General features: G+C 43.5%; 23 protein-coding genes. 15 read left to right on the top strand and 8 right to left on the bottom strand.

Annotation, left to right across the window (positions count from 1 at the left end):
* The first annotated feature begins 236 nt into the window (after window positions 1-236).
* The 7 genes from RT717_RS10980 (at window position 237) to RT717_RS10950 (ending at window position 5,802) form a co-directional block, all read left to right on the top strand.
* Window positions 237-938: a Crp/Fnr family transcriptional regulator gene (locus RT717_RS10980; protein ID WP_317491780.1), complete on the top strand. Its 702-nt coding sequence runs from the start codon at window positions 237-239 to the stop codon at window positions 936-938.
* 139 nt (window positions 939-1,077) lie between these two features.
* A complete protein-coding gene (locus tag RT717_RS10975) occupies window positions 1,078-1,833 on the top strand; it encodes a DUF5715 family protein (RefSeq protein WP_317491779.1) in 756 nt (251 codons plus the stop codon).
* A gap of 70 nt (window positions 1,834-1,903) precedes the next feature.
* Window positions 1,904-2,275 carry a hypothetical protein gene (locus RT717_RS10970; protein ID WP_317491778.1) on the top strand — a complete coding sequence of 124 codons (372 nt, stop codon included), beginning with the start codon at window positions 1,904-1,906 and terminating at the stop codon, window positions 2,273-2,275.
* Between the two features lie 30 nt (window positions 2,276-2,305).
* On the top strand, window positions 2,306-2,989 hold the full coding sequence (locus RT717_RS10965) for a hypothetical protein (RefSeq protein ID WP_317491777.1): 684 nt from the start codon (window positions 2,306-2,308) through the stop codon (window positions 2,987-2,989).
* Between the two features lie 70 nt (window positions 2,990-3,059).
* On the top strand, window positions 3,060-3,674 hold the full coding sequence (locus tag RT717_RS10960) for a hypothetical protein (protein WP_317491776.1): 615 nt from the start codon (window positions 3,060-3,062) through the stop codon (window positions 3,672-3,674).
* Between the two features lie 175 nt (window positions 3,675-3,849).
* Window positions 3,850-5,004, top strand: a complete 1,155-nt coding sequence (locus tag RT717_RS10955) for an alpha/beta hydrolase (protein ID WP_317491775.1) — start codon at window positions 3,850-3,852, stop codon at window positions 5,002-5,004.
* Window positions 5,005-5,169: 165 nt separating this feature from the next.
* Window positions 5,170-5,802, top strand: coding sequence for an SPOR domain-containing protein (locus RT717_RS10950; protein ID WP_317491774.1), 633 nt, complete (start codon window positions 5,170-5,172; stop codon window positions 5,800-5,802).
* Window positions 5,803-6,001: 199 nt separating this feature from the next.
* Here RT717_RS10950 and RT717_RS10945 read toward each other — a convergent pair whose 3' ends face one another.
* Together RT717_RS10945 and RT717_RS10940 are read right to left on the bottom strand one after the other, a co-directional pair.
* On the bottom strand, window positions 6,002-6,700 hold the full coding sequence (locus RT717_RS10945; protein WP_317491773.1) for a LytR/AlgR family response regulator transcription factor: 699 nt from the start codon (window positions 6,698-6,700) through the stop codon (window positions 6,002-6,004).
* A 4-nt stretch (window positions 6,701-6,704) separates the two neighbouring features.
* Window positions 6,705-8,315: a histidine kinase gene (locus RT717_RS10940; protein ID WP_317491772.1), complete on the bottom strand. Its 1,611-nt coding sequence runs from the start codon at window positions 8,313-8,315 to the stop codon at window positions 6,705-6,707.
* Window positions 8,316-8,537: 222 nt separating this feature from the next.
* On the opposite strand from RT717_RS10940, the gene RT717_RS10935 reads away from it, so the two are divergent.
* Window positions 8,538-9,479, top strand: a complete 942-nt coding sequence (locus tag RT717_RS10935; protein WP_317491771.1) for a TolB-like translocation protein — start codon at window positions 8,538-8,540, stop codon at window positions 9,477-9,479.
* Window positions 9,480-9,507: 28 nt separating this feature from the next.
* The gene (locus RT717_RS10930; protein WP_317491770.1) at window positions 9,508-10,407 is read left to right on the top strand and encodes a hypothetical protein; all 900 of its coding nucleotides are present in this window, start codon (window positions 9,508-9,510) and stop codon (window positions 10,405-10,407) included.
* 130 nt (window positions 10,408-10,537) lie between these two features.
* Here RT717_RS10930 and RT717_RS10925 read toward each other — a convergent pair whose 3' ends face one another.
* The 6 genes from RT717_RS10925 to greB form a co-directional block, all read right to left on the bottom strand.
* Window positions 10,538-11,452 carry an NAD(P)-dependent alcohol dehydrogenase gene (locus tag RT717_RS10925; RefSeq protein ID WP_317491769.1) on the bottom strand — a complete coding sequence of 305 codons (915 nt, stop codon included), beginning with the start codon at window positions 11,450-11,452 and terminating at the stop codon, window positions 10,538-10,540.
* A 228-nt stretch (window positions 11,453-11,680) separates the two neighbouring features.
* Window positions 11,681-12,379 (bottom strand): DUF4386 domain-containing protein, encoded by a 699-nt coding sequence (locus RT717_RS10920; protein WP_317491768.1) that lies wholly within the window; start codon window positions 12,377-12,379, stop codon window positions 11,681-11,683.
* Window positions 12,380-12,424: 45 nt separating this feature from the next.
* Window positions 12,425-13,111, bottom strand: a complete 687-nt coding sequence (locus RT717_RS10915) for a porin family protein (RefSeq protein WP_317491767.1) — start codon at window positions 13,109-13,111, stop codon at window positions 12,425-12,427.
* 121 nt (window positions 13,112-13,232) lie between these two features.
* On the bottom strand, window positions 13,233-13,928 hold the full coding sequence (locus RT717_RS10910; protein WP_317491766.1) for a LytR/AlgR family response regulator transcription factor: 696 nt from the start codon (window positions 13,926-13,928) through the stop codon (window positions 13,233-13,235).
* Window positions 13,921-14,973 (bottom strand): sensor histidine kinase, encoded by a 1,053-nt coding sequence (locus tag RT717_RS10905; protein WP_317491765.1) that lies wholly within the window; start codon window positions 14,971-14,973, stop codon window positions 13,921-13,923. Before RT717_RS10905 ends, RT717_RS10910 begins: the two co-directional genes overlap by 8 nt.
* 199 nt (window positions 14,974-15,172) lie before the next feature.
* Window positions 15,173-15,688, bottom strand: a complete 516-nt coding sequence (gene greB, locus RT717_RS10900) for a transcription elongation factor GreB (protein WP_317491764.1) — start codon at window positions 15,686-15,688, stop codon at window positions 15,173-15,175.
* A 753-nt stretch (window positions 15,689-16,441) separates the two neighbouring features.
* On the opposite strand from greB, the gene RT717_RS10895 reads away from it, so the two are divergent.
* From RT717_RS10895 to RT717_RS10870, 6 genes are all read left to right on the top strand, one after another.
* The gene (locus RT717_RS10895) at window positions 16,442-17,347 is read left to right on the top strand and encodes a hypothetical protein (RefSeq protein ID WP_317491763.1); all 906 of its coding nucleotides are present in this window, start codon (window positions 16,442-16,444) and stop codon (window positions 17,345-17,347) included.
* Window positions 17,347-18,984 (top strand): ThiF family adenylyltransferase, encoded by a 1,638-nt coding sequence (locus tag RT717_RS10890; protein ID WP_317491762.1) that lies wholly within the window; start codon window positions 17,347-17,349, stop codon window positions 18,982-18,984. Before RT717_RS10895 ends, RT717_RS10890 begins: the two co-directional genes overlap by 1 nt.
* Window positions 18,972-19,445, top strand: coding sequence for a Mov34/MPN/PAD-1 family protein (locus RT717_RS10885; protein ID WP_317491761.1), 474 nt, complete (start codon window positions 18,972-18,974; stop codon window positions 19,443-19,445). The genes RT717_RS10890 and RT717_RS10885 overlap by 13 nt, the downstream gene beginning before the upstream one ends.
* On the top strand, window positions 19,438-20,277 hold the full coding sequence (locus RT717_RS10880; RefSeq protein ID WP_317491760.1) for a DUF6602 domain-containing protein: 840 nt from the start codon (window positions 19,438-19,440) through the stop codon (window positions 20,275-20,277). Before RT717_RS10885 ends, RT717_RS10880 begins: the two co-directional genes overlap by 8 nt.
* A gap of 3 nt (window positions 20,278-20,280) precedes the next feature.
* Entirely contained in the window at window positions 20,281-21,342 is a 1,062-nt protein-coding gene (locus tag RT717_RS10875; protein WP_317491759.1) for a nucleotidyltransferase domain-containing protein, read from the top strand.
* Between the two features lie 952 nt (window positions 21,343-22,294).
* A complete protein-coding gene (locus RT717_RS10870) occupies window positions 22,295-23,758 on the top strand; it encodes a sensor histidine kinase (protein ID WP_317491758.1) in 1,464 nt (487 codons plus the stop codon).
* The last annotated feature ends 17 nt before the right edge of the window (window positions 23,759-23,775 follow it).

The following is a 23,775-nucleotide window of genomic DNA, read 5'->3' as shown; positions in this document are numbered from 1 at the left end:
TATTGTGATCAAATTCCCCGATCCTTGATTTGCGACCCAAACCCAACGTGACGCCCTCGTCCGCTTGCTGCGGGTAGTTCATAAGGTTTCTGATCCACTACTGGTTTTTAGTCAGTGCAAACTTCAGGCTTAGTTTTAACTTTTTCATTGAGTGAGTTAGTGGTCAAAAATTGATTTATGTCAATTTTTGTAGCAACAGGCAACCTGGGCTATTTTTGTGTTTTCCTGTGAAAAGTATGTATAGAGAAATCATTTATAACAAATATCACCTTGGTGGCGACTTTCTTATCGAGGGCCTGTCTGCGGAAGAAAAAGTATTGCTTGAATCAAAAATGATTAGCCATATATACAAAAAAGGACAGGTCATTTTCAGAGCCGGTATGACGCCAACAGGAGTCTATTTACTCAATAAGGGCAAGGTGAAAAAATACACCACTGGGGATGATGGAAAACAGCACATTTTTTACATCTGTAACAGTGGCGAGGCATTGGGATACCACTCTTTGCTAAGTGAGGAGCCCTATCCTGATTTTGCAGAAACTCTTGAGGATTCGACTTTAGCGTTTATTCCAAAAGATGTTTTTTTGATGCTTATAGACCGATCCAAACAACTCAGCCAAAAGTTGCTTAAAAGTTTGAGCCATGAATTTACTGTATTCATACATAGTACAACGGTCTTCGCCCAAAAGACGGTTAGAGAAAGGCTGGCTCTCTCATTATTGATGTTGAAGGAAAAATATAGAGGCGACGATTCCCAGGATGGCCCAGTTGAGATCACTATTTTGCGGGAAGATTTGGCTAACATTGTGGGAACAGCTATTGAAACTCTTGTCCGGTTACTCCGTGATTTTAAAGAAGAACAAATCATTGAAACTAAAGGAAGAACAATTGTTATTTTGCATCCGGGAAAGTTGGTCAAGATAGCCAATTTCTATTGATCATTCAGATCCGATCTTTTTATACCGTCCCATTTTCTACACGAGTGAAGGCAGCCACCGGGAGAGATTTAAATATGCTCCATTTCAATGAAAAGTCGAGTTATATTATTCACTTCGCAGCATTAACAGTGGTCTGGAAATGAATAGAAATGGGAATTTTCCGTCTCCTTCCCGAGGCAACCCTGACGCCGGTCAAAAAGGAGTGAGGTATAGTATTCGTAAAATCCTTGTAGCAACGGGAGCAGTAATAGGTACTATGTTGCTGCTATTCAAGGTGCTTTACCCGGTATCAAAAGGTAAAACTGAAGACATGGTGCCCGTTGCGGTGCTTTCAAAAGAAGAAAATAGGGCAGTACACCGTTACATCAACGATTATCACCTTGAAGTAGCAAAAGCAAAAGGCCTGACAAAGCCTTTGGCATCAAAAGCCGAACATAAATCAGACGCTAAAGCGTTTGGTAGCCGTTACAAACTCCATGAAATAACCGACAACAAGTACTATGAAATTCCCCATTTAACAAACTCATTACCTTACCTGCAGCCATCCGCTGCAGAGTTTCTAAACCTTATAGGTGAAAGGTTTTGCGACCGACTCGAAGAACTGGAAATGACAGAGTATCGGTTTTCCGTCACCTCCATATTGCGAACCGTCGAGGACCAAAAATCGCTACGCAAAAACAACCTCAACGCCACGGCCAATAACTCGTCCCATTATTATGGCCGAACTTTTGACATTGCCCAAACACGCTTTTTTGAGAGAGGCAATAGCACACCAGTTTATTCCTACCGCCTGCGAAATCTATTATTGCGTGAATTAATCAAGCTACAGGAGGAAGGCAAGTGTTATGTACTCCTTGAAAGTCAAACGAAATGCATTCATGTAACTGTCAGGTGATGTTATAGACGCTCCCGCTTATTCTATGGCAGTTATGAACAAGTAGAAGCGATTTCTTGTTTTTCGATGCATGACAAAAAGACCAGCGATACCGAAGGCAAAAGTGACCTCTGAAACCAGTGAGGAAGAAGCGTTTCAAAATACTGTAGTAAGACCAGTTATCAAAATGAAGCATGATTTGCTCATCGCCTGCACGAAGCGGTATATTGCCACCAAGAAGCCTGATTTTTCCTTGTTAAACACGGAAAAGAAGCTCCATTACGTAAACTCATGCTTTGAACAAGACCATGCGCTGAGAAGCGAACTACGGGGAGTGATTATTGGCCAGTTTACCTTACAGGAATATGAGCGTTACAGCGCCATGAGCAACGCCATCAATAAGCGAATAGTGAACATAATCAAAGAGCGGATGCTTGATCATTTGAAGTTTTTAAGTAATTGATATAAAACTCATTATTACCAGCTACTTCCATTGATAAATCAACTTAGTGCCAACTTGTTCCACTTACCCATCGGGCAGCTCTGCACGCTCGTGAGGCAGCATTTTCCGGCACATGAGTATCATTTCAAAAAACACGCTATCGTATTAAAGGATGCTGACCTGAACCCAGTGGGTAGCATCCGACTGCCACTTCATCTTGTGCTGAACGACGACCTGTCCATCATTACAAGCGAGGCCCGGGTGCTGTACATAAGTATGGAGTCGGGCTATGCCACCATCAGCCTGATGCGTGGTGGGGAGAACATGTATCACACATCGTTTGGGGCCTACATGACCCGCAAGAAGCAGGGCTTCAGTCAGATCAAGTACCTGAAAAAGAAAGGGAAATCCCGGGCTGGTTCGAGAGTGAGGTTGGCTGAAACAATTGAGTTTTTTGAGAAGATCAATTTGACTTTGACCGACCTTTTAGAGAAGTACACGGTCGACCGGCTGGCCCTCAACTGCAACACCACGTTAATCCCTTACTTGTATCAATCGAAGGTGAAATGCCCATTTGAGAAAAACGATCCCAGGCTGTACAAAATACCGGTACATATCCCACAGTCTAACTTCACCAACTTGGAAGCGGCTATAAAGAAACTCAAAGCGCCTTTGTTATTTTATGAGGAGCAGTACCGAGAGGTAATGGAGCCACTGATGGCATCCCGCAATTGAAAGAGGGTAGAGGGCGCCGCACCTTACCAAAGGTCTTGAAATTGACCCATGAACTTTTCTATATTTATTGATGGAAAAGTCTGTGACAGAACGAAACGAATGGCTCATTACCCTGACAATGATCACTGGCTTTACCGGGGCGTTTCTGTTGCAAATGTTTTCAGCCATTTTTCACCCTCCAGATTTTAGCGGAGAGTTTCCTGTTTACCCCGAAAACACTGTTATTATCATTCAATTGTCAGGAGCGTTTTTGTTGATTGGCCTCACAGTGATTGCCATGAAGGCAGAAGAAGAGGGACAAATTCTGGCAGCAGCTGGTTTTACAGCCCAGGCAATTTCTTTTGGAATTTCATTCATGAGTCTGTTTGAGATCACGGATGTGGCCTCAGTGGAAGACTACCAGGGCTTTTACCGCATTACCATCAGCTCCAATTTTTTATATTTCCCCTCTTTGTTGCTGATTGCCTCCTATGCAGCATTTAGGAAATGGATTCAGGTTTTTGGGTTCATCGCAAGTATCCCATTGCTCATAAGCACCATCCTCTTTCTTGTGGGATATAGAGACTATTACACACTTGAGGCCATCTCCAATACCGGGTATTTCCTCGTCAGCCTTACCTGGGTGCTATGGGCATTTAACGTTTACATGAATTACAAGCAAGAATCAAAGCGCAATTCCAGGTAGCTAACACCCACCACGTGAGCAATAGTGAGTGACCATTCCAGCGACTAGCCAACACTTGAAATTAAAAGTGTCAAATCAACAATTATTATTAAGAAATGATGATTTAAATCACTAATTTCATTATTGAAGGGGCATGAAAGCGCTTCTACACACCTAAAAACCTATTAAACTAGCCATGAAAAAATCAAGACTCATTCTTTCGCTGCTCCTGGCATTTGCCAGCACACTGGCATCTGCACAAAGTGAGAACCCACCTCCGGTAAAAGAGGATTTCAAGCCCTCAGTTCTCAATCAGCCCGGAAAAGAGTATCCGCAAGTCAACTCTCAGGGCTATGTACGGTTTCGTATTGAAGCACCCGACGCTCAGAAGGTGCACGTAAGCCTCGGCCTTGGTGGAAGAGGGGGAACCGCTCTTACCAAAGGAGCAGACGGCATATGGGAGGGCACTACCGAGGGACCTCTCGACGAAGGCTTTCATTACTATCATCTTAATGTAGACGGCGGCACATTTAACGACCCCGGCACACTGAATTTCTATGGGTCAGTGAGGTGGGAAAGTGGGATTGAAATTCCCGCTGCCGACCAGGACATCTATGCCTTGAAGGACGTTCCGCACGGCAAGGTGGAGCAAATTCTTTTCCCTTCCAAAAGTACCCAAACCTCCAGAAGGGCCTTTGTGTATACGCCTCCGGGCTACGGAAAGGACCGATCTAAAAAATACCCTGTCCTCTACCTGCAACACGGTTGGGGAGAGGACGAAACCGCCTGGAGCAACCAGGGCCACGCCAACCTCATCATGGACAATCTGATTGCCGCCGGAAAAACGCAGCCCTTCCTGATTGTGATGACCTACGGGATGACGAACGAGGTAAAGTTCGGACAGTTGAGCAGCTTCGATATCACGCCCTTCCAAACCGTATTGCTGGATGAGCTAATCCCTTATGTGGATGCCAATTACCTTACCCAGGCCGATCCGGCCCACCGTGCCATGGCTGGCTTGTCGATGGGCGGTATGGAAACCCGCACCATTACGCTGGCTAATCCGGGTGTGTTCTCCTACGTGGGACTTTTGAGCGGTGGCAGCATCAGCATGGAGGATTTGGAGAAATCGCCGGATTTTAAGAAAAATGTCAAGCTATTGTTTGTCAGCTATGGTAGCCGGGAGTTGGACAATCCCCGCAGAGGGCCCTGGGGCGATCCTAAAGAAAACACTGCGGCAGTTACGGCAGCGGGCCTAAAAACACATTTTTACGTGTCGCCCAACACAGCCCATGAATTCCAAAGCTGGAGACGAAGCCTGTATGTAATGGCTCCGATGCTTTTTAAGTGATGGCAGAACAGCAAGTTTAAATAGCCAAATACAGTTGAAAAACCTTTTAAAAATAAGAAAAAAGAGCTGCATAAGGTGATTTACTGACGCAACAGTAGGACAATGAGGGGAATTAACTCCAATTTATTTATCATTGTATAACCTTCAACTTAAAGTTATTGACCAATGGCTGAGAATTCTAACGGAAGCAGCAAGACCGCAGGCGTGATTATCATCCTGGCGCTAGTGCTGGTGGTATTGGCGGGCGGGTATTACCTGTTTATGTATAAGCCTCAACAAGAGGCAAAAGAAAAGGCTCGTTTGGAACAAATAGCCAAAGAAGAGGCCGAGAAAAAAAGACAGGAGCTGGAGGCTCAGAAGAAAGTTAAATACGAAGAGTTGATAAAAAATGCCGATGTGGCATTTGCAGAAGAGAATTGGGAGACGGCGCATTCCCTTTATGCTGAAGCGGCCTCTCTTTTACCAGATCAGCAATATGCAAAGGATCAATTGGCGCTGGTAAGAGCCAAACTGGATGAATTAGCCGCCAAGCAAACACCCGGAACAATTGAAACTGTTGCTTCACCAACGGGACGCTTCTACGTGGTCGTTTCAAGCAGTGTGGATGGCGACCTGGCCATGGACTATGCCAACAAACTGGCCAAAGAAGGAAACAGCTTGAAAATAATTAACCCTTCCGGCACCAACAAGCTATTCCACCGTGTGTCTGTGGGCGATTATCCCACGTGGGACGAAGCCGTAGCCGCTACCTCATCGGCCAGTGCGTTTGGAGAAGGCGTTTGGGTGTTGAAGTATTGAGATCTGGTTCAGGAAACTACAAAATATTTCCAGTTGTGATCCACTGACATGCAGCGATTGAATGTATAGAAATATATACCACTGTTCTTGGTTTCTTGTCAACAAATTGAAAGAGATTCCAATATCCCCAATCCATGGTATATGTCACTAGATGCCGGAGAATTGGTTAGGGGGTTTTCTTTCCGTATCAACAAGGTGTTTAAAGCCACTTCGCCTTTATGTCTCTGTATTTAGTTCTTCCAATAGGGATAAGTGCCCCATTTTTAAGCTCGGCCATATATTTGCTGCCAGGCTTCACAATAATTTCCCTTACCTCAGACACCTTCAGTAAGTATGATTTGTGGACACGTTCAAAAGTAGGCGATAATAGCTGTTCCAGCTTTTCGAGTGATTTATCATGCAGTTCTTTTGTTCCGTCTGTCAGAAAGAGTTCCGTATAGACTCCTGCTCCTTTAATAAAAAGTAAATCTTCAATGGGAATCAGCTGTATCCTTTGTCTTTTTTTTACTGCTAGAAACCTAACCTTATTCGCCGCTGTTTTTTCTTTGGTGATGGCACGGTTGAAAGCTTGCTCCAACCGACCTCTGTTAAAGGGCTTAGGTACAAAATCTAACACTCCATATTCAAAAGCCGTAATTGCCTGGTCTTGGTAGGCTGAAATTACGATGGTATGAAACGACTCCGAAACCGCCGTCGTCAGGAGGTCAAAACCACTTTCGCCATTAAGATTCAAATCCAGGAGAACGAAATCCAATGAGCTATTTTCAATAAATTTCAATGCCTCATGGAGTGTGTTAATATGGGTGAGAAAGTGTAAGTCATTGCCAAGAATGTCACGGGTCATCCTTTCAATTCTTTTGGCAATTCTTGACTCATCTTCAACGATTAAAACATTCATCCCTTTATGAGTATATTTTTAGGACGTTCTTCCAACCATGATTTGTTGGCTCAGAGGTAAAATCCCAATTCGAATGATAACTTTCTGTCAATCGAGCCTTGATGTATTTCAGCCCTGTGCCTTCATCTCTATCTTCCGATGCTTGCCTCGCACCAGCAGCAAACGTAAAAAAGGTAAAACACCTGCACTCACTGTTCGACTCAAATACCAACTTAAATTTGACGCTATTATCTTCCAGAGGCAAGCTGTGCGTAATGCCATTTTCCAATAGCGTGTGAAGAATGGCAGGTGGTATTTTTTGTTCAGGGTCTATGCCTTCTTCCTCCCAGAAATAGTTGACCTCTTTCCTGTACGTCATAACCTCAATATGCGCACGGCAAAGGGCTATTTCTTGAGCAATAGGGATCAGTGTTTGATCTTCTATCTGATTAAATAAATCAAATTCTTTGGCCAGGGCTTCTATGAACAAAACTCCTTTTTTGGGAGATTCTTCCACCCAATCTATTAATGAGGTCAGGGTATTCATTAGAAAATGAGGTTGAATATTCTTCTTTAGTAATTCGAGCCGCAGACGTGTGGATTGAACCAGCGAAGTTTCATAAGCCAGCCGTTGTTCTTTGATTCGGAGAGAAAGCAAATAGAACATGCTGAGGAGAATAAGACTGAAGCCTCCGAACAGGCTTTTGTTAAAGGAAGCGACAAAACTTATAAGCACGGATAATAGTAGCGCCAGCAGCACGAGGCGGGCGCCTTTCATTTTTCTGTAACCTCCAAACACCGCTATCCCAAAAGAAAAAAGCCACATGCTTAAAGCCATATTATTGGCCGTCAATTCGAAGTAATCATATTTTGTCAGGAAAATGAACAATAGAATTCCGGCATAGATGATCAGCAGCAATTTTCGCTTAGGGAAAGGAAACTGCATGGAAAAATAGAACGGAATCAAAAAAGAAATACCGAGCATCAGAATGCCTATGACCTGTAAACGTACGACATGCAGACTGTAATGGATGGGCACATAGGCTTTAATGAACTCCGCCAATATCAGGAGAAAAAAGAGAAAGCAGCTTATACTAAAAATTAGCATTGCATACTCTTTTTTGTCACTCAGAAACAGAAAAAGAAAATAGAATGCGGCGATGAGAAAGGCTCCTGCAAACAGATGCATATAGGAAGATTCGATGAGCCTGTCGGTTAATAAATCATCATAATAAGCGATGTCCAACTCTTCTATTCTTGTGTGATTTGGGAAAGAATGGAGACTCGATCGCAAGGCCAATAAATGTTCTCCCGCTTCCGTCAGGTGAGTAGGAATGCTAAAAGTAGCCCACATTTTACCTTCAGGCCCAAGCAGTTCTTCTTGACCGGGGTTTCCATTTTTCCCAATCAAAACGCCATCCCAAAAAACCTCATACTCACCATATGCATGTAGCTGAAGACCGTATGGATGCAATGATTCCGGAGCCTTCAAAATGTCAATTTTAGTTCGGGACCAGAAAACCCGACCGCCATCCACTACAAACCTTCCACTTTTCCAGTCTTCATCATTCCAGCTTTTTGCAGCCCACCCTTGTTGATCGCCTATTTTGAATACCGTCTCGTACCTTTTGAACACGGGACTTTGGGAGCAAGATGTCACAAGTATCAATGCTAAGAGAAAACAGGGTAACGATCTCAAATTCATTTGATAAGGTTTTACTGACGTAAAGAAACCACTATTAAATGGCTTCTTTGAGCAGTTCATTCATGCATAGAGCAGTTGGCAAATTAAACGGTGTACATCAACAACTCTCACAAGAATTTTGATGTAAATCCTTCAAAAACTCAATCTCAACTTATGACCATTTTACTCAACTATTTCAAACATATCAACAATAGGAGGGGAATGCGGATCACGAAAATGCTCCTATTGGCGAATGTGATCTCTCTCAGTACCGGGCTTGCTCAAGAAAAAATGGAAGGCAACTCTGATTTCCCACTCATGGAGGGCCCCTATATGGGGCAAAAGCCTCCTGGCATGGTGGCAGAACCATTTGCTCCGGGTATCATCTCAAAAAAAGGCTGGGAGCTAGAGGGCGTCTTTGCCCCGGGTATGAAAGAGTTTTACTTCACGAGAGACCTCGGTGAATACACAAGCTACAACCCCGACAATTTCCACCCAACCGTTATTGGCTTCCGGCAGGAAAACAATGTCTGGAAGAAATACACTGAATTCAAGCGGAAAGGTGAAATCGTTTTCTCGCCTGATGGCAATCGCATGCACATGGCCAAAGGGTACAAAGATCGTGTTGGCGACGGTTGGTCGGAGCGCAAAAGCCTTGGGCCCATGTTTGACCGGGAAGACTGGGGGATTATGCGCCTGTCGGCATCCGCAAAGGGCACCTATGTTTTTGATGACTATAAAAGCAATGATGCGATTCGTATTTCGACCATCAAAGATGGCAAGCGCCAGGAGCCTGCGAGAATGGGGCCAGTGGTCAACTCAGGCAAAAAGACGGCTCATCCATTTATTGCCCCGGACGAGAGCTACCTCATTTGGGATAGCGAGCGGGAGGGGGGATATGGAGACTCTGACCTTTACATCAGTTTCCGGCAAAAAGATGATTCGTGGGGTCCTGCTATCAATATGGGTGACAAGGTCAACTCCGCTCAATGGGATGCCTATGCAACCGTTACCCCTGACGGCAAATACCTTTTGTTTAATAGAAAGGTAAGCGGCCGAAATACGGATATCTACTGGATTGACGCACAAATCATTGAGATTCTCAGACCCCAATAACAACTCATCAAAAAAAAAGGAAGTAACCATGAAAGCAATGAAATTACTAATGTTGGCATTTTCCATTTCAATCAATACAGCTCTTGCTCAGGAAAAAATTGAAAACGATGCCAGCCAACCGCCCCTGGAAGATCGCTATTTTGGAGAAAAGCCACCGGGCCTAATTCCTGTACTTTTTGCTCCCGACATTGTTTCTCCAGAAGGACTTTTTGAAGGTGGTAAGCATTCTCCAGACATGAAGGAATACTATTTCACAAGGAAAAATGGAAAATATGAAAAACGCACATTTTTTGTTATTCGATATGAAAATGGGAAATGGGGGAACGAAACAGAGACTGATATAAAATGGCCAGGATTCTCTGAGGATGGCAATACAATGTACCTTGGAAAGGAGTATAGGGAACGAACTGCAACAGGGTGGTCTGAACTCAAAAGTCTGGGTGAATTCTTAAAAGATCAGGCACATGGTATGTCGATTTCATCCCGGGGAACCTATTATTTTGCTGTTTATAAAAAGGATGATAGTGCGGTAAACGGCTCTATCTATTATTCTGGTTTCATAAACGGCAAACAAGAAACACCGGTCAAAATGGGTACTGAAATTAATACAGGAATAGATATTGCACATCCTTACATTGCTCCGGATGAATCCTATTTAATGTGGGACGTTGAAAGAGAAGACGGGTATGGTGGGTCGGATATCTATATCAGTTTTCGAGCAAAAGATGGTTCCTGGCAACCTGCAATGAACATGGGTAGTAAGATAAACACAGAACTCCAGGAAAGCTCCCCATCGGTAACACACGATGGGAAATATCTATTTTTTTCGAGGGGAGAGTGGGAGGTTAGAGAAGATGGAAGTACTAATTGGGTAGGAAAACCTTATTGGGTGGATGCTCAGGTCATTGAGAATCTCAGACCCCGATAACAACGTAGAGTACATAGGTAAACAGTAACCGACAACCGGGCGCACATTTAATTCTCACCAGAGTAGTTTACAGGCAACAGTTCCACAACGAACCTGTTGCCTGCTATTTTTTAGTCAAAAGAGCTTTTTTCTAGCCCGCACGCCCTTCGCTAGCAATCACATTGATCACCACATTTCCCTTTTTTCGAAATGACTCCACGTAGGTGTGCGCCTCCCTGATTTGTTCCAGGCTGTATCGTTTATCAATGACTGTGATCAGCTTTCCTGCCTCAATGAGGTTTTTCAGTGCCGTGAGGTCATCATCCTTTCCCTTCGCATTGCCGGCTACCGAAACGTACTTTCCGGCTGGTTTTAGCAAATGCCGAAGTTGCGATTTAGTACCTTTTCCAACCGCATCAAAAACGATGTCGAAGCGTTCAGCCGTCGTTGTGTGTTCGTCTTTTGTATAATCCAGAATGGACTCAGCCCCCAGCTGAGCAACCAGCGGGATGTTCGCCGTGCTGCACACCCCCGTCACCGTTGCTCCAAAAGCCCTGGCAAGCTGCACACCAAACGTGCCCACGCTGCCCGAGGCACCATATATCAATACTTTGTCGCCGGGTTTGATGCCGCCCTGCCTCAAAAATCTCAGGGCCGTCAAGCCGCCAACGGGAACGGTGGCAGCTTCTTCAAACGTCATGTTCGACGGCTTCATGGCCATCAAATGGTTGGCGGGAAGGCAGGTGTACTCGGCATAACCGCCAAACCTCAGGCCACATGAAGCGAAAACAGCGTCTCCGTTTTTGAAGGTACTCACTTTGCTGCCCACCGCTTCAATTACTCCGGCTAACTCAAAGCCCAGTATTTTCACCCGCCTGGGTTTAAACAGCCCATTGAAAAGTCGGGCCAGGAAGGGGTCGGCCTTTCGTAACCGCCAATCGCCGGCTGTTACTGTGGTGGCGTAAACCTTTACCAGCGCTTCATTTTCCTTAGGGGTTGGTTTGTCCACCTCTTTTAGTTCAAGCACATCGGGTGAACCATATTTGTCATAAACGACAGCTTTCATTCGTCAAAATTTAATTATATGTTAGTCTATTTTTAAGTGCACCCTGGGTAAAATAATGGAGCTATTTCAAAAGCCCTAAATCTATTTCAGGCTGAGGGGCTACCGATGACGTGTTATTGAGCTTGCAAAAAAAAATGTGTCAGGTTGAGCTTGTCGAAACACACATTTTTTTGAAAGCTCAATGCGACATTATTTTTGCATTGCCCGGGTTATCGAACCTTCTGCTGATCACCTCAGGGGTTTTAATGGCTGTGGCCCAACGTTCGCTATAGCCGACGGCTTGAACCCTTTCCTGATCAGGTAAATCCCCAGCGAAAGCTCGAAGCCAGCCACCAGCACGGCGCTTAGCCCGGCCAGGGGATCCCGTTGCCCAATGAGGCCGAACATTGCCGAAAAGGTGCCCGCCAGCAGCACCGGCCCGCCAATGATCCCAATCATTGACAGCCCTCTGGGAACTAGACGAGACTTGTAGAGCAAGATCCCAAGCACAACATCGTTGATGGCAGGCATGAAGCTTTGACCAATCAGAAACATGCGGTCGTACATCGTCACAAGCGTACGGCTGATATCCAATGCCCCTGCACCAGCCCCGGACTGATGCAGTGCCACCACCGTAAGCAGGAACATCACCCCGACAAAGATGGTAGCCGCCTCCAGCACCCTGAAGCCGACAAGGCTCAGCGCCAGACCCTCATTTTGCTTTTTCAATACCGGATAAAGTGCCAATGCCGTGCCAATGCCGGTGAGCCCCACTACGATTTCCAGAATACCCCCGATGAGCACGGGAGTATCCGGAAATGAGCTGACAACGTAGTTTGCATCGTGAATCGACCCGTAAAGCGCCAGGGTAGGGACGGACACGAAAGTGAGCAGGTACAGTATGCCCGCCGTCAGCGAGGCTTTTCTGTTGGAATTGTATGCTTTCATTACTTTTTCCATTTTTTATGACCACACAGATACTCCCGCTGCCCATTACTTCGCAAGGGGGTTCTTCTTCCAGGGCTGTTTATAGTACACACTGATGTTCAGGTTGCGGTTGTACAGTTGATCGTTGTGAGCAATGTTGGTGAGTCCGTGTGCATACCGAATGTCCAGCACATACAGCTTTTTCTTGATGCGGAAGGTGTATCCGCCGCCCACCTGCACGCCAGCTTCAAAACGTTTGAGACCGTCGTTGTTATCAAATGACACTTTGCTCGACCTGCCGTCGGCTTTCACCTTGCCGCCGAGGTTGTAGGCTACTGAAGGACCCGCATTTACATGAAACTTGCCAAAATGAACCCTGGCCAGCACAGGTGCCTCTACTGCATGGAGCCGCAGTGTTCCATTCTCGGTGGTCAGAGGGTTGTATGCTCCAAGTTCACCGCCCTTCACCATATAGTACACCTCCGACACCATTGAAAAATGGGAAGAGATGCCCCCCTGAAAAGCCAGGCCCGCCTGGAGAGACATGACAGGCTTTTCGTTGCCTCCAATAGCCTTATTACCTTTTTCGTGGTTCAAACTCGTGGCTGCCAGGTTAAGCAATGGATGCATGTAGGTGACGGGCGCTTTTTTGTCAGTGATATGAACCGACGAACTGTCAATAGTTTGAGCCATTGAGCTTGCGGACAAGGCAACCATACCTAGTACGATGGCCTTCTTGATTGTTTTTTTCATTGTTCCTTGGTTAATTTTTAACAAAGGAAAATGAGCGGCACGGGCCCTGAAATTTTATTATGCAACAGCCGCAAAGATGTCTGCATAGTGCTGCTTTTAGTCTGCGAAATAAATGAGGAAATTACGCCCTGCTTTGAATAAGGTGGTAAAACACGTCCTTGTAGGTATCCGAAATCGGTATCAGCTGGTCGGCTATCCTGATGCGGCCACGCTCTACGGATACAATTTTGCTCAACGACACCATGTACGACTTGTGCACCCGGCATATTACGCCCGGCGGAATCAGTTTTTCGAACTCGCTGAAATTCTGCAGGGTCATGATCTTCTTCGTTGGCGTATGGATCCTGCGGTAGTCACGCATCCCTTCTATATAAACTATTTCATTGAGCATGATTTTTTCCAGCCGGTTCTCCGTTTTCACGAATATGAATTCCGGGGCCGGTTCCGAATGGCGGTAGGAGAGGTTCTCCTGCGCTTTGTTCACTGCCTGTATAAACCGGTTGAACGTAAAGGGCTTTAGCAAATAGTCCGTAATTTTCAGCTCGTAACCTTTCAGGGCATACTCCTGGTAGGCCGTGGTAATGATCACCTGACTGTTGATTTTTGTGCTCTCCAGGAGCTCTATTCCCGACAGCTCGTCCATATTGATATCCAGAAAAAGTACATCCACTTTGTGGCTGTTGAGATAGGCGAGGCCGGTGAGAGCGTTGTCAAATGTGGCACTCAAATGCAGAAAGGGCACTTTTTCTACAAAGCCCTTTGTTTTCTCCAACGCAAGGGGCTCGTCTTCAATGATCACACAGGTATATTTATCCATGTTGAATGGCCAGGTTTACACAATATAGCTCATTGTCGTTATCCACTACCAACTCATGCTTGCCAGGGTAAATAAGGCTTAGCCTTTTCTTTATCAGCTCATTGCCAAGGCCGCCGTGTGCCTGAGGAGCCATTTTTGAATCGTATTTATTGGTGCAGGTTAGCCGCACACAGGTGTCATCAATGGCGATGTGTATGGTAATGGCATTCTCCACTTTTTTGTTGGTGGTATGCTTAAAAGCGTTTTCGACAAAGGGAATAAACACCATGGGAGCAATCAGCTTGTCGCCAACCGTGCCTGTTATCGAAAAGTGGACGTAGGTTTCATTGGCCGTCCTTATTTTTTGCAGGGCAATGTACTTTTCCATGTATTCGATTTCCTTCGAAAGCGGGATTTTATCGGCCCTGGTTTCATAAAGCACAAACCGGATAATGTCGGACAGCTTGTTCAAATAGTCGGAGGCCAGCACGGCGTCTTTCAAAATCAGGGAATCGATATTGTTGATGGTGTTGAAGAAAAGATGGGGATCAAACTGGTTTTTGATCAGTTGCAGCTCCATTTCGTGGTTTTTCTCCCGCAAAGTTTCCTTCAGCTTGATCTCGTTAAACCAGGTGATAAATCCCTTCATCACCAGGGCCACGCCCCCGCTCACCAGTCCAATAACTGTCATGACCACGATGGTTTGAAGCGCTGTAGACCTGCCATTCCGCCCTCCTTCATCCATATCATAAATGCGGCCTGTCTCAATAAAAAAACGTATCAAAATATAGCTCACTACACCCGCCAGAACGGCCATCAGTAATCCGACGAAGATGGCGGGAAGGATTTTCTTCTTCTGGAGGTACCTGGGAAACAGAAAATAGTAGTAGGCGTAAAAGCACAGGGCGGAAGGCACGGCAGCAAAAAGCAGCACGCTGTACAGCGCATTCAGGAGGCGGCCCACGTCATGATGGCTTCGATAATACAAGCCCAGCGCAATAAACACCAGCAGGAAGTAGCAGGCCCAAAAGCCCACATGAAGCAAAATGACGAAGGGTCGTTTCATAACGAAATGTAGCGAATAAAACGAGATTCAAAATCAGATAGGGGTGGTGAAAAATGAGTCGGGGCACGCTAATTCGCCGGGCAAAAGAGCGAGGGAAGAAAAACTATTAATAGCCTGGGCAAAGGGCCCGGCCAGCGTGGCCCGGCCAGCGTAAGCCCAAGACGTGGCAAAGCAGCTCCAGAGAGCTATTTTGGTTATACTACTTCTGATACTCTATTTTAAGAATTTTCCATACAAAATCACCCATTTTGGTTTTAACTATCGCTTCATCTCCCACAGTTTTACCAAGCAGTGCTTTAGCCATTGGGGAGTCCATAGAGATATACTCTTTGTTACCTATTAACTCTTCGTAACCCACAATGCGAAGACGGTTTTGAAGGCCTTTCTCTTCGTTTTTAATTTCTACCCAGGCGCCAAAATTCACTTTTCCTTCCTGGTTGGGATGGTAGTCAATAATTTTAAAGTCATCAATACACTTGCGCAAATAACGAAGGCGATTGTCAATTTCCCGAAGACGTTTTTTGTTGTAATGGTAATCGGCATTTTCTGAACGATCTCCCAAACTTGCGGCCCATGCAACCTTAGCGGTAACATCTGGACGTTCAACTCGCCACAAGTGATCATGTTCTTCCCTTAATTTTTGAAAGCCTTCGGAAGTAATCATTTGCGAGCGATTGAGTTTTGGTAGCGTTGATTCCGGGATTTTTCGCCTCATAATAAATGACCTTGTTTTGACAGCGTTCGCAAGATAATATATTGTTGGTGCACGGCCAGTGATAAGATCATTACCATTATCGCACTTGAGCGAGGATAGCTGATCTTTCCGCCAGCCGGCCGCCTGGATGCAAATCAGTATGCTTGTTATATAATGTCCTGTGCGTCATGGCTGGGCTCCCCCGTTAATATAGCTTTGGCGCCCGGCCAAGGGTTCTGGGGAGTAATTAATAGTTTTTTCTTCTGGGTAGGCCTTTCTCCTTATTAGGAGCACTCATCTCAATTTTAACACGAATGGTAGCACCCTTTTGCCATTTCGGGCAGGAGAGGGGGAGAAATGGCAAATGTATGCGCATTTAAATATAAATCCCTGCGGTTAGCAACCTGACATAGTTACTGATTTACTAGGAACATTATCGTTGCAGCACAAGGCTATGACATCATGTCAGTTCCTAATAGAATTATTCGAGGAAAACCTTCAAAAGGACAGGCTCTTTCAAACTAAAAAAATATTTGGCATCAAGCTTGTAAAAGCAAATTAGGCTTGATTCTTAACTAGGCCTCGTAAAATAATTTTTGGTAATACCTTATTAGGACAGGTTTTTAATAGGTCTACGAATAGATGCTTGAGTAGCATTATCCGAATTAACTGCCTAAACCCTCCCTTTCCGTTATTGCCATTCAACCTTTATATAATAAGTAAATGGCGACAGACAAAAATGCTCATTTAGATTGTGTCCTTTCCTCACACAGAATGAAAAATGAGGAAGCCATTCTTGAAAAACATCAAGAACGAAGAAAAGAGATCAGAGAATTCCTGCAAGCAAAGTATGGAAACAAGATTCATTCACCATTCGATTCTGGTTCATATGCAAAGCATACGGCTATCAACACAAAATTTGATTTAGACCTTGTTGTACCTTTTAAAAGAAACTCATTTCCAGCCCTCAGGGAAATGTATGATGATGTATTCAAGGAACTTCGAGAAGAGTACAAAAAACTAGCTGTAGTCAGAGAACAAAAGGTTTCAATTGGACTGGAATTCTACGGTGATACAGATGGCCAAAAAGTAAACATAGATGTTGTCCCTGGAAGGGAGCTTAACCAAGATCAATATTTGGCGGATAAAAAGCTTAATCTGTATGTAAGAAAAACATACGGTCAATTTGAAGAGGGGGCAGAAAGACTAAGGACAAATATTCACGCCCAAATTGATAATATCAGAAAACGAGCCGAGGCGGCCGCAGATATTAGAAAGGTGATTAGGTTGCTAAAGGTTTGGAAGGTTAGAAATAATGGAAATATAAAGTCATTTCTCATTGAACTCATCACGATCAAAGCATTTGACTCCAAAGACATGACTGGTAATATTTGGGACAAACTCCAAGCAGTCCTTGAGTTCATAAGAGACAATATTGAAACAATCACTTTGGTCGATCCAGGTAACGGAGGTAATAATGTTTCTGAGACTCTATCAGACTTTGATAAAAAATCCATTAGGGAGACCATGGGCTACATTCTGGATCGGATTGGTGATAATGAAGAAAACATCACATATTATTTTCCAATAAATGAAAAATTTCCTTGCAATGAAGAGAAAGGAAAATATGGCATCAAGGAAGCTGGTCTTAGCATTCCGCCTGCAACAAAATTCGGATAATGAATCGAGCTTCAATCATTGCAGAAACTATTCGCAAGTTTGACGGCATCGAACTTAAGGGGGAACTTAGCGAAACTGAAGTAAAGTCGCTCGTTGCTGAAATTGGAGTCGAGGTAGACGATACCAAGCACCTCTTTAAAATGGAAATTTACGGGTCCTACCCATTTCAATTTCATGATCACGAGACTATTCGATTTGTAAATAAAGAATTTCTTGATTTCGATCATGTGAATTCAGATGGATCGATATGTATCCATACTAATAATTATCCCGATAGTCTTGAAGAAAAACTTGTTTTGGATTTGAACGGGTTAATTTCTTGGGTCAAAAGATATGTGATTGACAAGGGAAAGGATGACCACTACGAACATATAATTGTTCCATACAGCAGTCATGATGACAAGATCAGACACTTTCTTTTTACTGATGTTGCAGGAAAGTTTGAAAAAGGCCAACATGGTCTTTGTGGCTATAAATTATTGGCTAATTCAGAGGTAGGCGATTCAGTTGGGGAGACTTATATATTAAGAGAGTTTGGACCGCCAGCCTCAGCTAAATGTGATTGGTCAGAATTTTATAATAATTCCGACGACAATATTGGATTTTTCATTTTCTCTGACCCTCCGGTTTCTCAAAATAATGCTCGATTTGCCGCAGGTAAGTGGGTAGAATTGAAACAGATAATACCTCCCAATTTTTTTCAACAGATGTGGTTAGAATTTAAGGGCAACAAGAAGATAAGAAACAGCCGTTTCATTCCCGTCTTTTTTGGCTATAGCATTACTGAAAATAAGGTTCACTGGCAAGCGGCGACTTTTCCCAAAGGCGATCCGCCATATTATACCGTAAAAGATAAAAAAGGTAATTGGAGTGGCGAAGTGCGTGACTTGGAAATAAAATGGTCAGAGACTTTTGATTGCTCCTATGATGTGTTTTTTGGCAGAGGCAAGCTGACTGAACACTTGGTTTCGAAACGGATCATGTTAATAGGATGTGGAGCGGTTGGGAGCGTAATCTCAGAGAGTTTGGTAAGAGGCGGCGCACGACATGTTGCACTAGTGGATTATGATATAAAGGAGCCCGGTAATATTTCCAGGTCAAACTACAAATTTATAAACGGGGTCACAGACAAAACCCACGAGCTTGGTCTCCATTTAATGACAATCTCCCCGTTTGTAGAAGTCACGTACAGCAAGAGGCTTACTGACAACATAAAGCTATTCAAATTCGGAGACCCAAAATCACGTGAAATATTGATAGAACTGTTAAGTGAATATGATTTCATAATTGACTGTTCAACTGACAACGACCTCCTGTTCATTCTCGACGATCTGAAACCTAGTTCTCAGGTACTTTCAATTGGGATTACCAATCATGCCAAAGAATTAGTATTTACTACTGGAGATAATCTCTATCGGAAGACTGGTCAGATATTTGGTCAACTTCGTCAAGATATGGATGATTTGTTCAATCCAACCGGGTGCTGGTCTCCTACATTCAAAGCTCGGCATACAGATATTTCATTACTTGTCAATGCTGCTCTAAATGAGGTAGACTATCGCTTATCGTCGAATCATGCGTTAAGGAACTTCTATGTATCGAGGGAAGCGAATAACATTGAGATATGCCACTATTGAAGTATTACTGTAAGCGCTTTGGGGTAAACCTTGAGATTGAGGAAACAATCATTGAGGAGATGATCCTTGAATCAAGGAGGCATTACCCAAAGGAGTTTGGAGGTATTCTATTAGGTAGGTATTCTGACAATCTGAATACGGCCATAATAACAGATATTATGATGCCAATCGAATATGATAACTCAAGAAACCATTTCAGAAGAGGAAATGCAGGTGTAAAGGAAAGACTTAGACTTGAGTTCAATAAAAAACCAAGCATAATCTATTTAGGAGAGTGGCATACACATCCAGACTCAACGCCGGATCCTAGTCAGATTGATATTAATACACTAAGAACTCTATCGCAAGCAAATACTGTTATGATTGAAAATCCCATTATGCTAATAATTGGGCTTAAAATGAAGCAATATAATCATATTTTTTACACAATTAAGAATAAAAACATATTGTCATATGAGTAGCAAAAAAATCATCTTGCCTGAACTTTTCAAAGGATTGCAAAAGCAAATGTTAGCTCAATTGAATACAAACCGTGAGTTCATCGATCACCCTGGTTCAAAAGGAGACTCACTGGAGAATGTATGGATTGAATGGCTTAAAAAGTACCTACCAAACAGGTATTGTGTTGACAAGGCAATTGTTATCGATAGCAAAGGACAACTAAGTGATCAAATTGATCTAGTAATATATGATCAGCAATACACACCATTTGTTTTTACTCAAAATGGAATTCATTATGTACCCGCTGAAGGTGTTTATGCAATATTTGAAGTTAAGCCTGATTTTAAAGGTTCAGTAAAGGTTCAGGACAACGCAATCAATTACATCGAGTATGCTGGTAGAAAAATTGAAAGCGTAAGAAGGCTGTATCGAACGTCAACGAACATACTTGATAGAGGGGTGCCTAAACCCCCAAGATCACTCACCAAAATACTTGGGGGGATTCTGGCAAGCGAAAATACTATTGTGAAAAACGAGACCTTAGAAAAACACTTTCAATCTCTAAGCGGAATTCAATCGATTGATATGGGTTGCGCAATAGGATTTGGGGCTTTTTATGTTGAATATGAAGGAGATGAAGATTTGAATACCAATAATTTTCAGGAAAGAATTACAAACTATTACGATACAAGAAAATATGAAAAAATGACTTTTAGCAAAGCGGAAAACTCACTGGTGTCATTTTTCTTTCAGTTGATGAGATACCTTCAACAGACTATTGGTACTGTTGCTGCTATCGACTTGGGTGCTTATGCAGATACTATAAATTTTGAACTAGATGAAGGAAAGTAAACTATGAAAAACAAGTCATATGCTAAAACAGGAGCCATAATCTGTGGGTTAGGAAATGCTTTTTTGAACTTAATGAAGCAGTTGAATGAGATGGATCAAGATCCTAATCTAAAATTCAAGTGGAATGAATTATTGGGTGCGGCAGTAAAAGGAGCAACAGTAGGAGGGGTTGTCGGTTTCGGAATTGGAGCAATAAGAGATTATAAAAATTCCACAGAGCAACCGATTGATATCAATGCTCACTTATTTAGTCTTTCAGGTTTATTAATGTTAGATAAATCAAACCCCCAATTCATAAACCTGCAAAAAGCTGTCAATAAAATATGCATGGAGTTTACTAAACACTTTAAAGATAAAATCAGCGGCGAGCTAATTCCACATGGATCGACTGAGAAAGGAACAGCACTCCATGATTCTTTTGACATTGATATCGCTGTTCCGTTTTATCCTAAGAGCTTTTTTAATAATGAAGAAATGTATGATGAGGTGTACAAATTCTTCAAAAAGAGAATTGGGGTACTGGGTATTTTCGATGTCAGAAAGCAAAAAAGGTCAGTGGGAATTTGTGTACATGTCAAAGGATCCGAACATTGGATAGACTTTGCGCCCTACAAACTTTCAAAGAGAAACAGTAGTTCGGGCTATTTATTTGTCAATAAAAATGGGTTTTTAATTGATAATTCGACTATCCAGAAAACTGACTTGACCAAGCTGATGAAAAACAAGTTTTCAGTTATGCAAAAGCAAATCATTGTTTTGTTGAAAGATTGGAAGCTCAGAAACGATTTACCTTTGCCATCTCATTTCATCGAGTATTTAGTAAAAGATGCCTATCGAGTTAACAGAGGGAGAATACCCAAATCTCTTGAAAAGAAGATGATTATGATTTTACAACACATTGCGAATCGTTTACACATCATTCACATTAAAGGGAATGAAAATACCAATAACGTCATTTCAAATAGTATTGATGAATATGATAAACAAATCGTAATCGATGCTTGCAACAAAGCAATAAGGGAATATCGTTATCAACCGAATTCATTGGCAAAAACCTTCGGATAACTATTATGTTAAATAAAATTAATTTTCCATCCAGGCGGGTCGGCCCGGCAAAATAGCGGGCCATGCGTAGGGCACAGCGGGGAAGCATTATTTTGTCCCGGCCGGGCAGGCTTGATTTTTTGCTTACTTTTTTATCAATGAAAAAAGTAAGAGCCCAGCGTCTTGAGTGGGACTGAGCATTAAAAAACCATCCAATGAATGGTTTTAGCGAAGAGACAGAAAGCGCAGCGTGCAGGGCTGGCTGAACAAGGCTGAAATTATTTACCATTGTGAACCGCATTAGAAAGCATTGAAGAAACACAAACCTTAGTGCCAGCCGAAGCAACACACTCGCACTACAGCAAGAAAACAAAGCGTTGGCAAGCAAGTGGTTTACCGGCAAATTGTGAATGCTGAGATTTCAATATTTAGAAATTGCTTTGACTTGTGGGCGTACATTTAATTCTCGCCAGACTGGTTTGCCGGGAAAGCTGTTGCTTAGCGTCGGCCAATTGCCCAGCCATTTCGGCGGGCAAAAGAGCGTGGGGAAGAAAAACTATTAATAGCATTGGCAAAGGGCACGGCCAGCGCCGGCCAGTAGCGTTGGTTGAGTAGTGATCACAGCATTCCATAAGATGATTGGTTTTGCGATCCGTGATTTGCTTTTACATAAGATCTAACGTTATCACACTAAAGTGATGATAACTGATCTTATGTAAACCAGCCGCTGTGCGTCTGGGCGCAAATCACTATATGTGTTATATAATTTATATTATGTTAAGTAGTATTGTCAAATACTACGCTACGCTTTCCTCACTTCAAATCAGCTGTTCATCGAATCAGGCATCTCGTTCATCTATAACACGCTGTCCTGCCGGTTACTATATGGCGCTGAGACGTATTTTTTATCAAACACTTGATCGTTATCTTTGTATGAGACAGCTATTGAAATTTATACCTACCTACTTTACTTATGACTGCAGATAAGAAACCATACCTCATCTGGTTGCCTGTTGTGCTTGTCACAGCTCTGCTTTCGTTAAGTATATTCTATACGTATTACAACCAGCAAGTCATTCACGAAAACCATTTGCTCGAAACCGAAGCCGAAGAAATCCGCAGCAATGTGTCGGAGCTTCTCTGGGGTACTATCCACGGCGTCGACATCGGTCTTCGTGGCTACGCACTCATTCCGGAAAAACGTTTCCTTAATCCACTCGACATGGCGCTTGCCGATAAAGACTCCCTGTTTCAGATGGTTGAGGAAGATTTGCTCAGTCAGAACTTTCCCATGGCGAGCTTCTATCAGTTTCGTGATTCGCTCGACGCCTACATAGCGCTGTCAATGCGTATGATGGACAATGTGACTGACGGCCAGATGAACACCTTCATCAAAGAGCTCAGCGCCGACCAGGGTTACGGACTTTGGTTAATGTATGAAAAGTTCAGTGTTTCTGTTGATGATTTTGAGAATGTTATAAAATTACAAGCAGCTCATCGGTCTGAGGTGGCCATCAATAATCTCTATTTGGTTCAAGTGGCGCTGTTTCTGGTGCTGGCCCCTACTATGATGCTTTACGTGTATTACTTTCGCAAATCACTGAAGGTATCTCACGAACTGGCCGAAACTGAAGCGGCACGTGCCGAGCTGGTAAGGAAACAAAACGAGGACCTGGAAAAACAGGTTGAGGAACGTACCAACGCCCTTCGCATGCAAATGGGCATCATCCAGTCGCAGCACGAAGAGCTTATGGCCGTGAACCAGGCGAAAGACAAAATTTTCTCTGTCCTCTCCCACGACTTGCGTGGACCGCTGAACAACCTGCAGAATGCCATTATAGGCTTCCATAATAAGATTTTTACTCCGGCAGAAGCAGACATGCTGCTGCAAAAACTGGAGACCAACTTTGAGCAAACCAATGAGCTACTCAATAATTTGCTTGTATGGTCAAAAAGCCAGATGAAGGGCATATCGCTGGAAAAAGACGATTTTGACCTGACTGAGAGCCTCACCGACTTAACAAAAGTCTTCAGTGAGTCGAGCAAAGCGAAAAACATAACCATCACCAACGATTCCGATGGGCACCTTCAGGTGAAGGCCGGCCGTGAAATGATAGAGATGGTGATCAGGAACCTGTTGAACAACGCCATCAAGTTCACTCCCGAAGGCGGTGTGATCAATATCCACGCAGAAAGTAAAGACGACGCAGCTGTGGTAGAAATATCCGATTCAGGTGTTGGGATGAATTATGAGACAGTGGACGCCATTCTTAATAGAGGTTACGTGGCCAGTACCCCGGGCACCAACAAAGAAAAAGGGACAGGTATGGGGCTCATGCTGGTCAAAGAATTTATCAAGCTGCATCACGGCACCTTCGAAATTATCTCCAAACAAAGCCGAGGCACAACGATAAGGTTCTCAATTCCTAAAAACTAAATTGTTAGTTGTTGTAT

Source organism: Imperialibacter roseus (assembly GCF_032999765.1).
Taxonomy (GTDB): Bacteria; Bacteroidota; Bacteroidia; order Cytophagales; family Cyclobacteriaceae; genus Imperialibacter; species Imperialibacter roseus.
The sequence above is the reverse complement of the archived record's forward strand: the minus strand, read 5'-3'. Positions and strand labels throughout refer to the sequence as shown.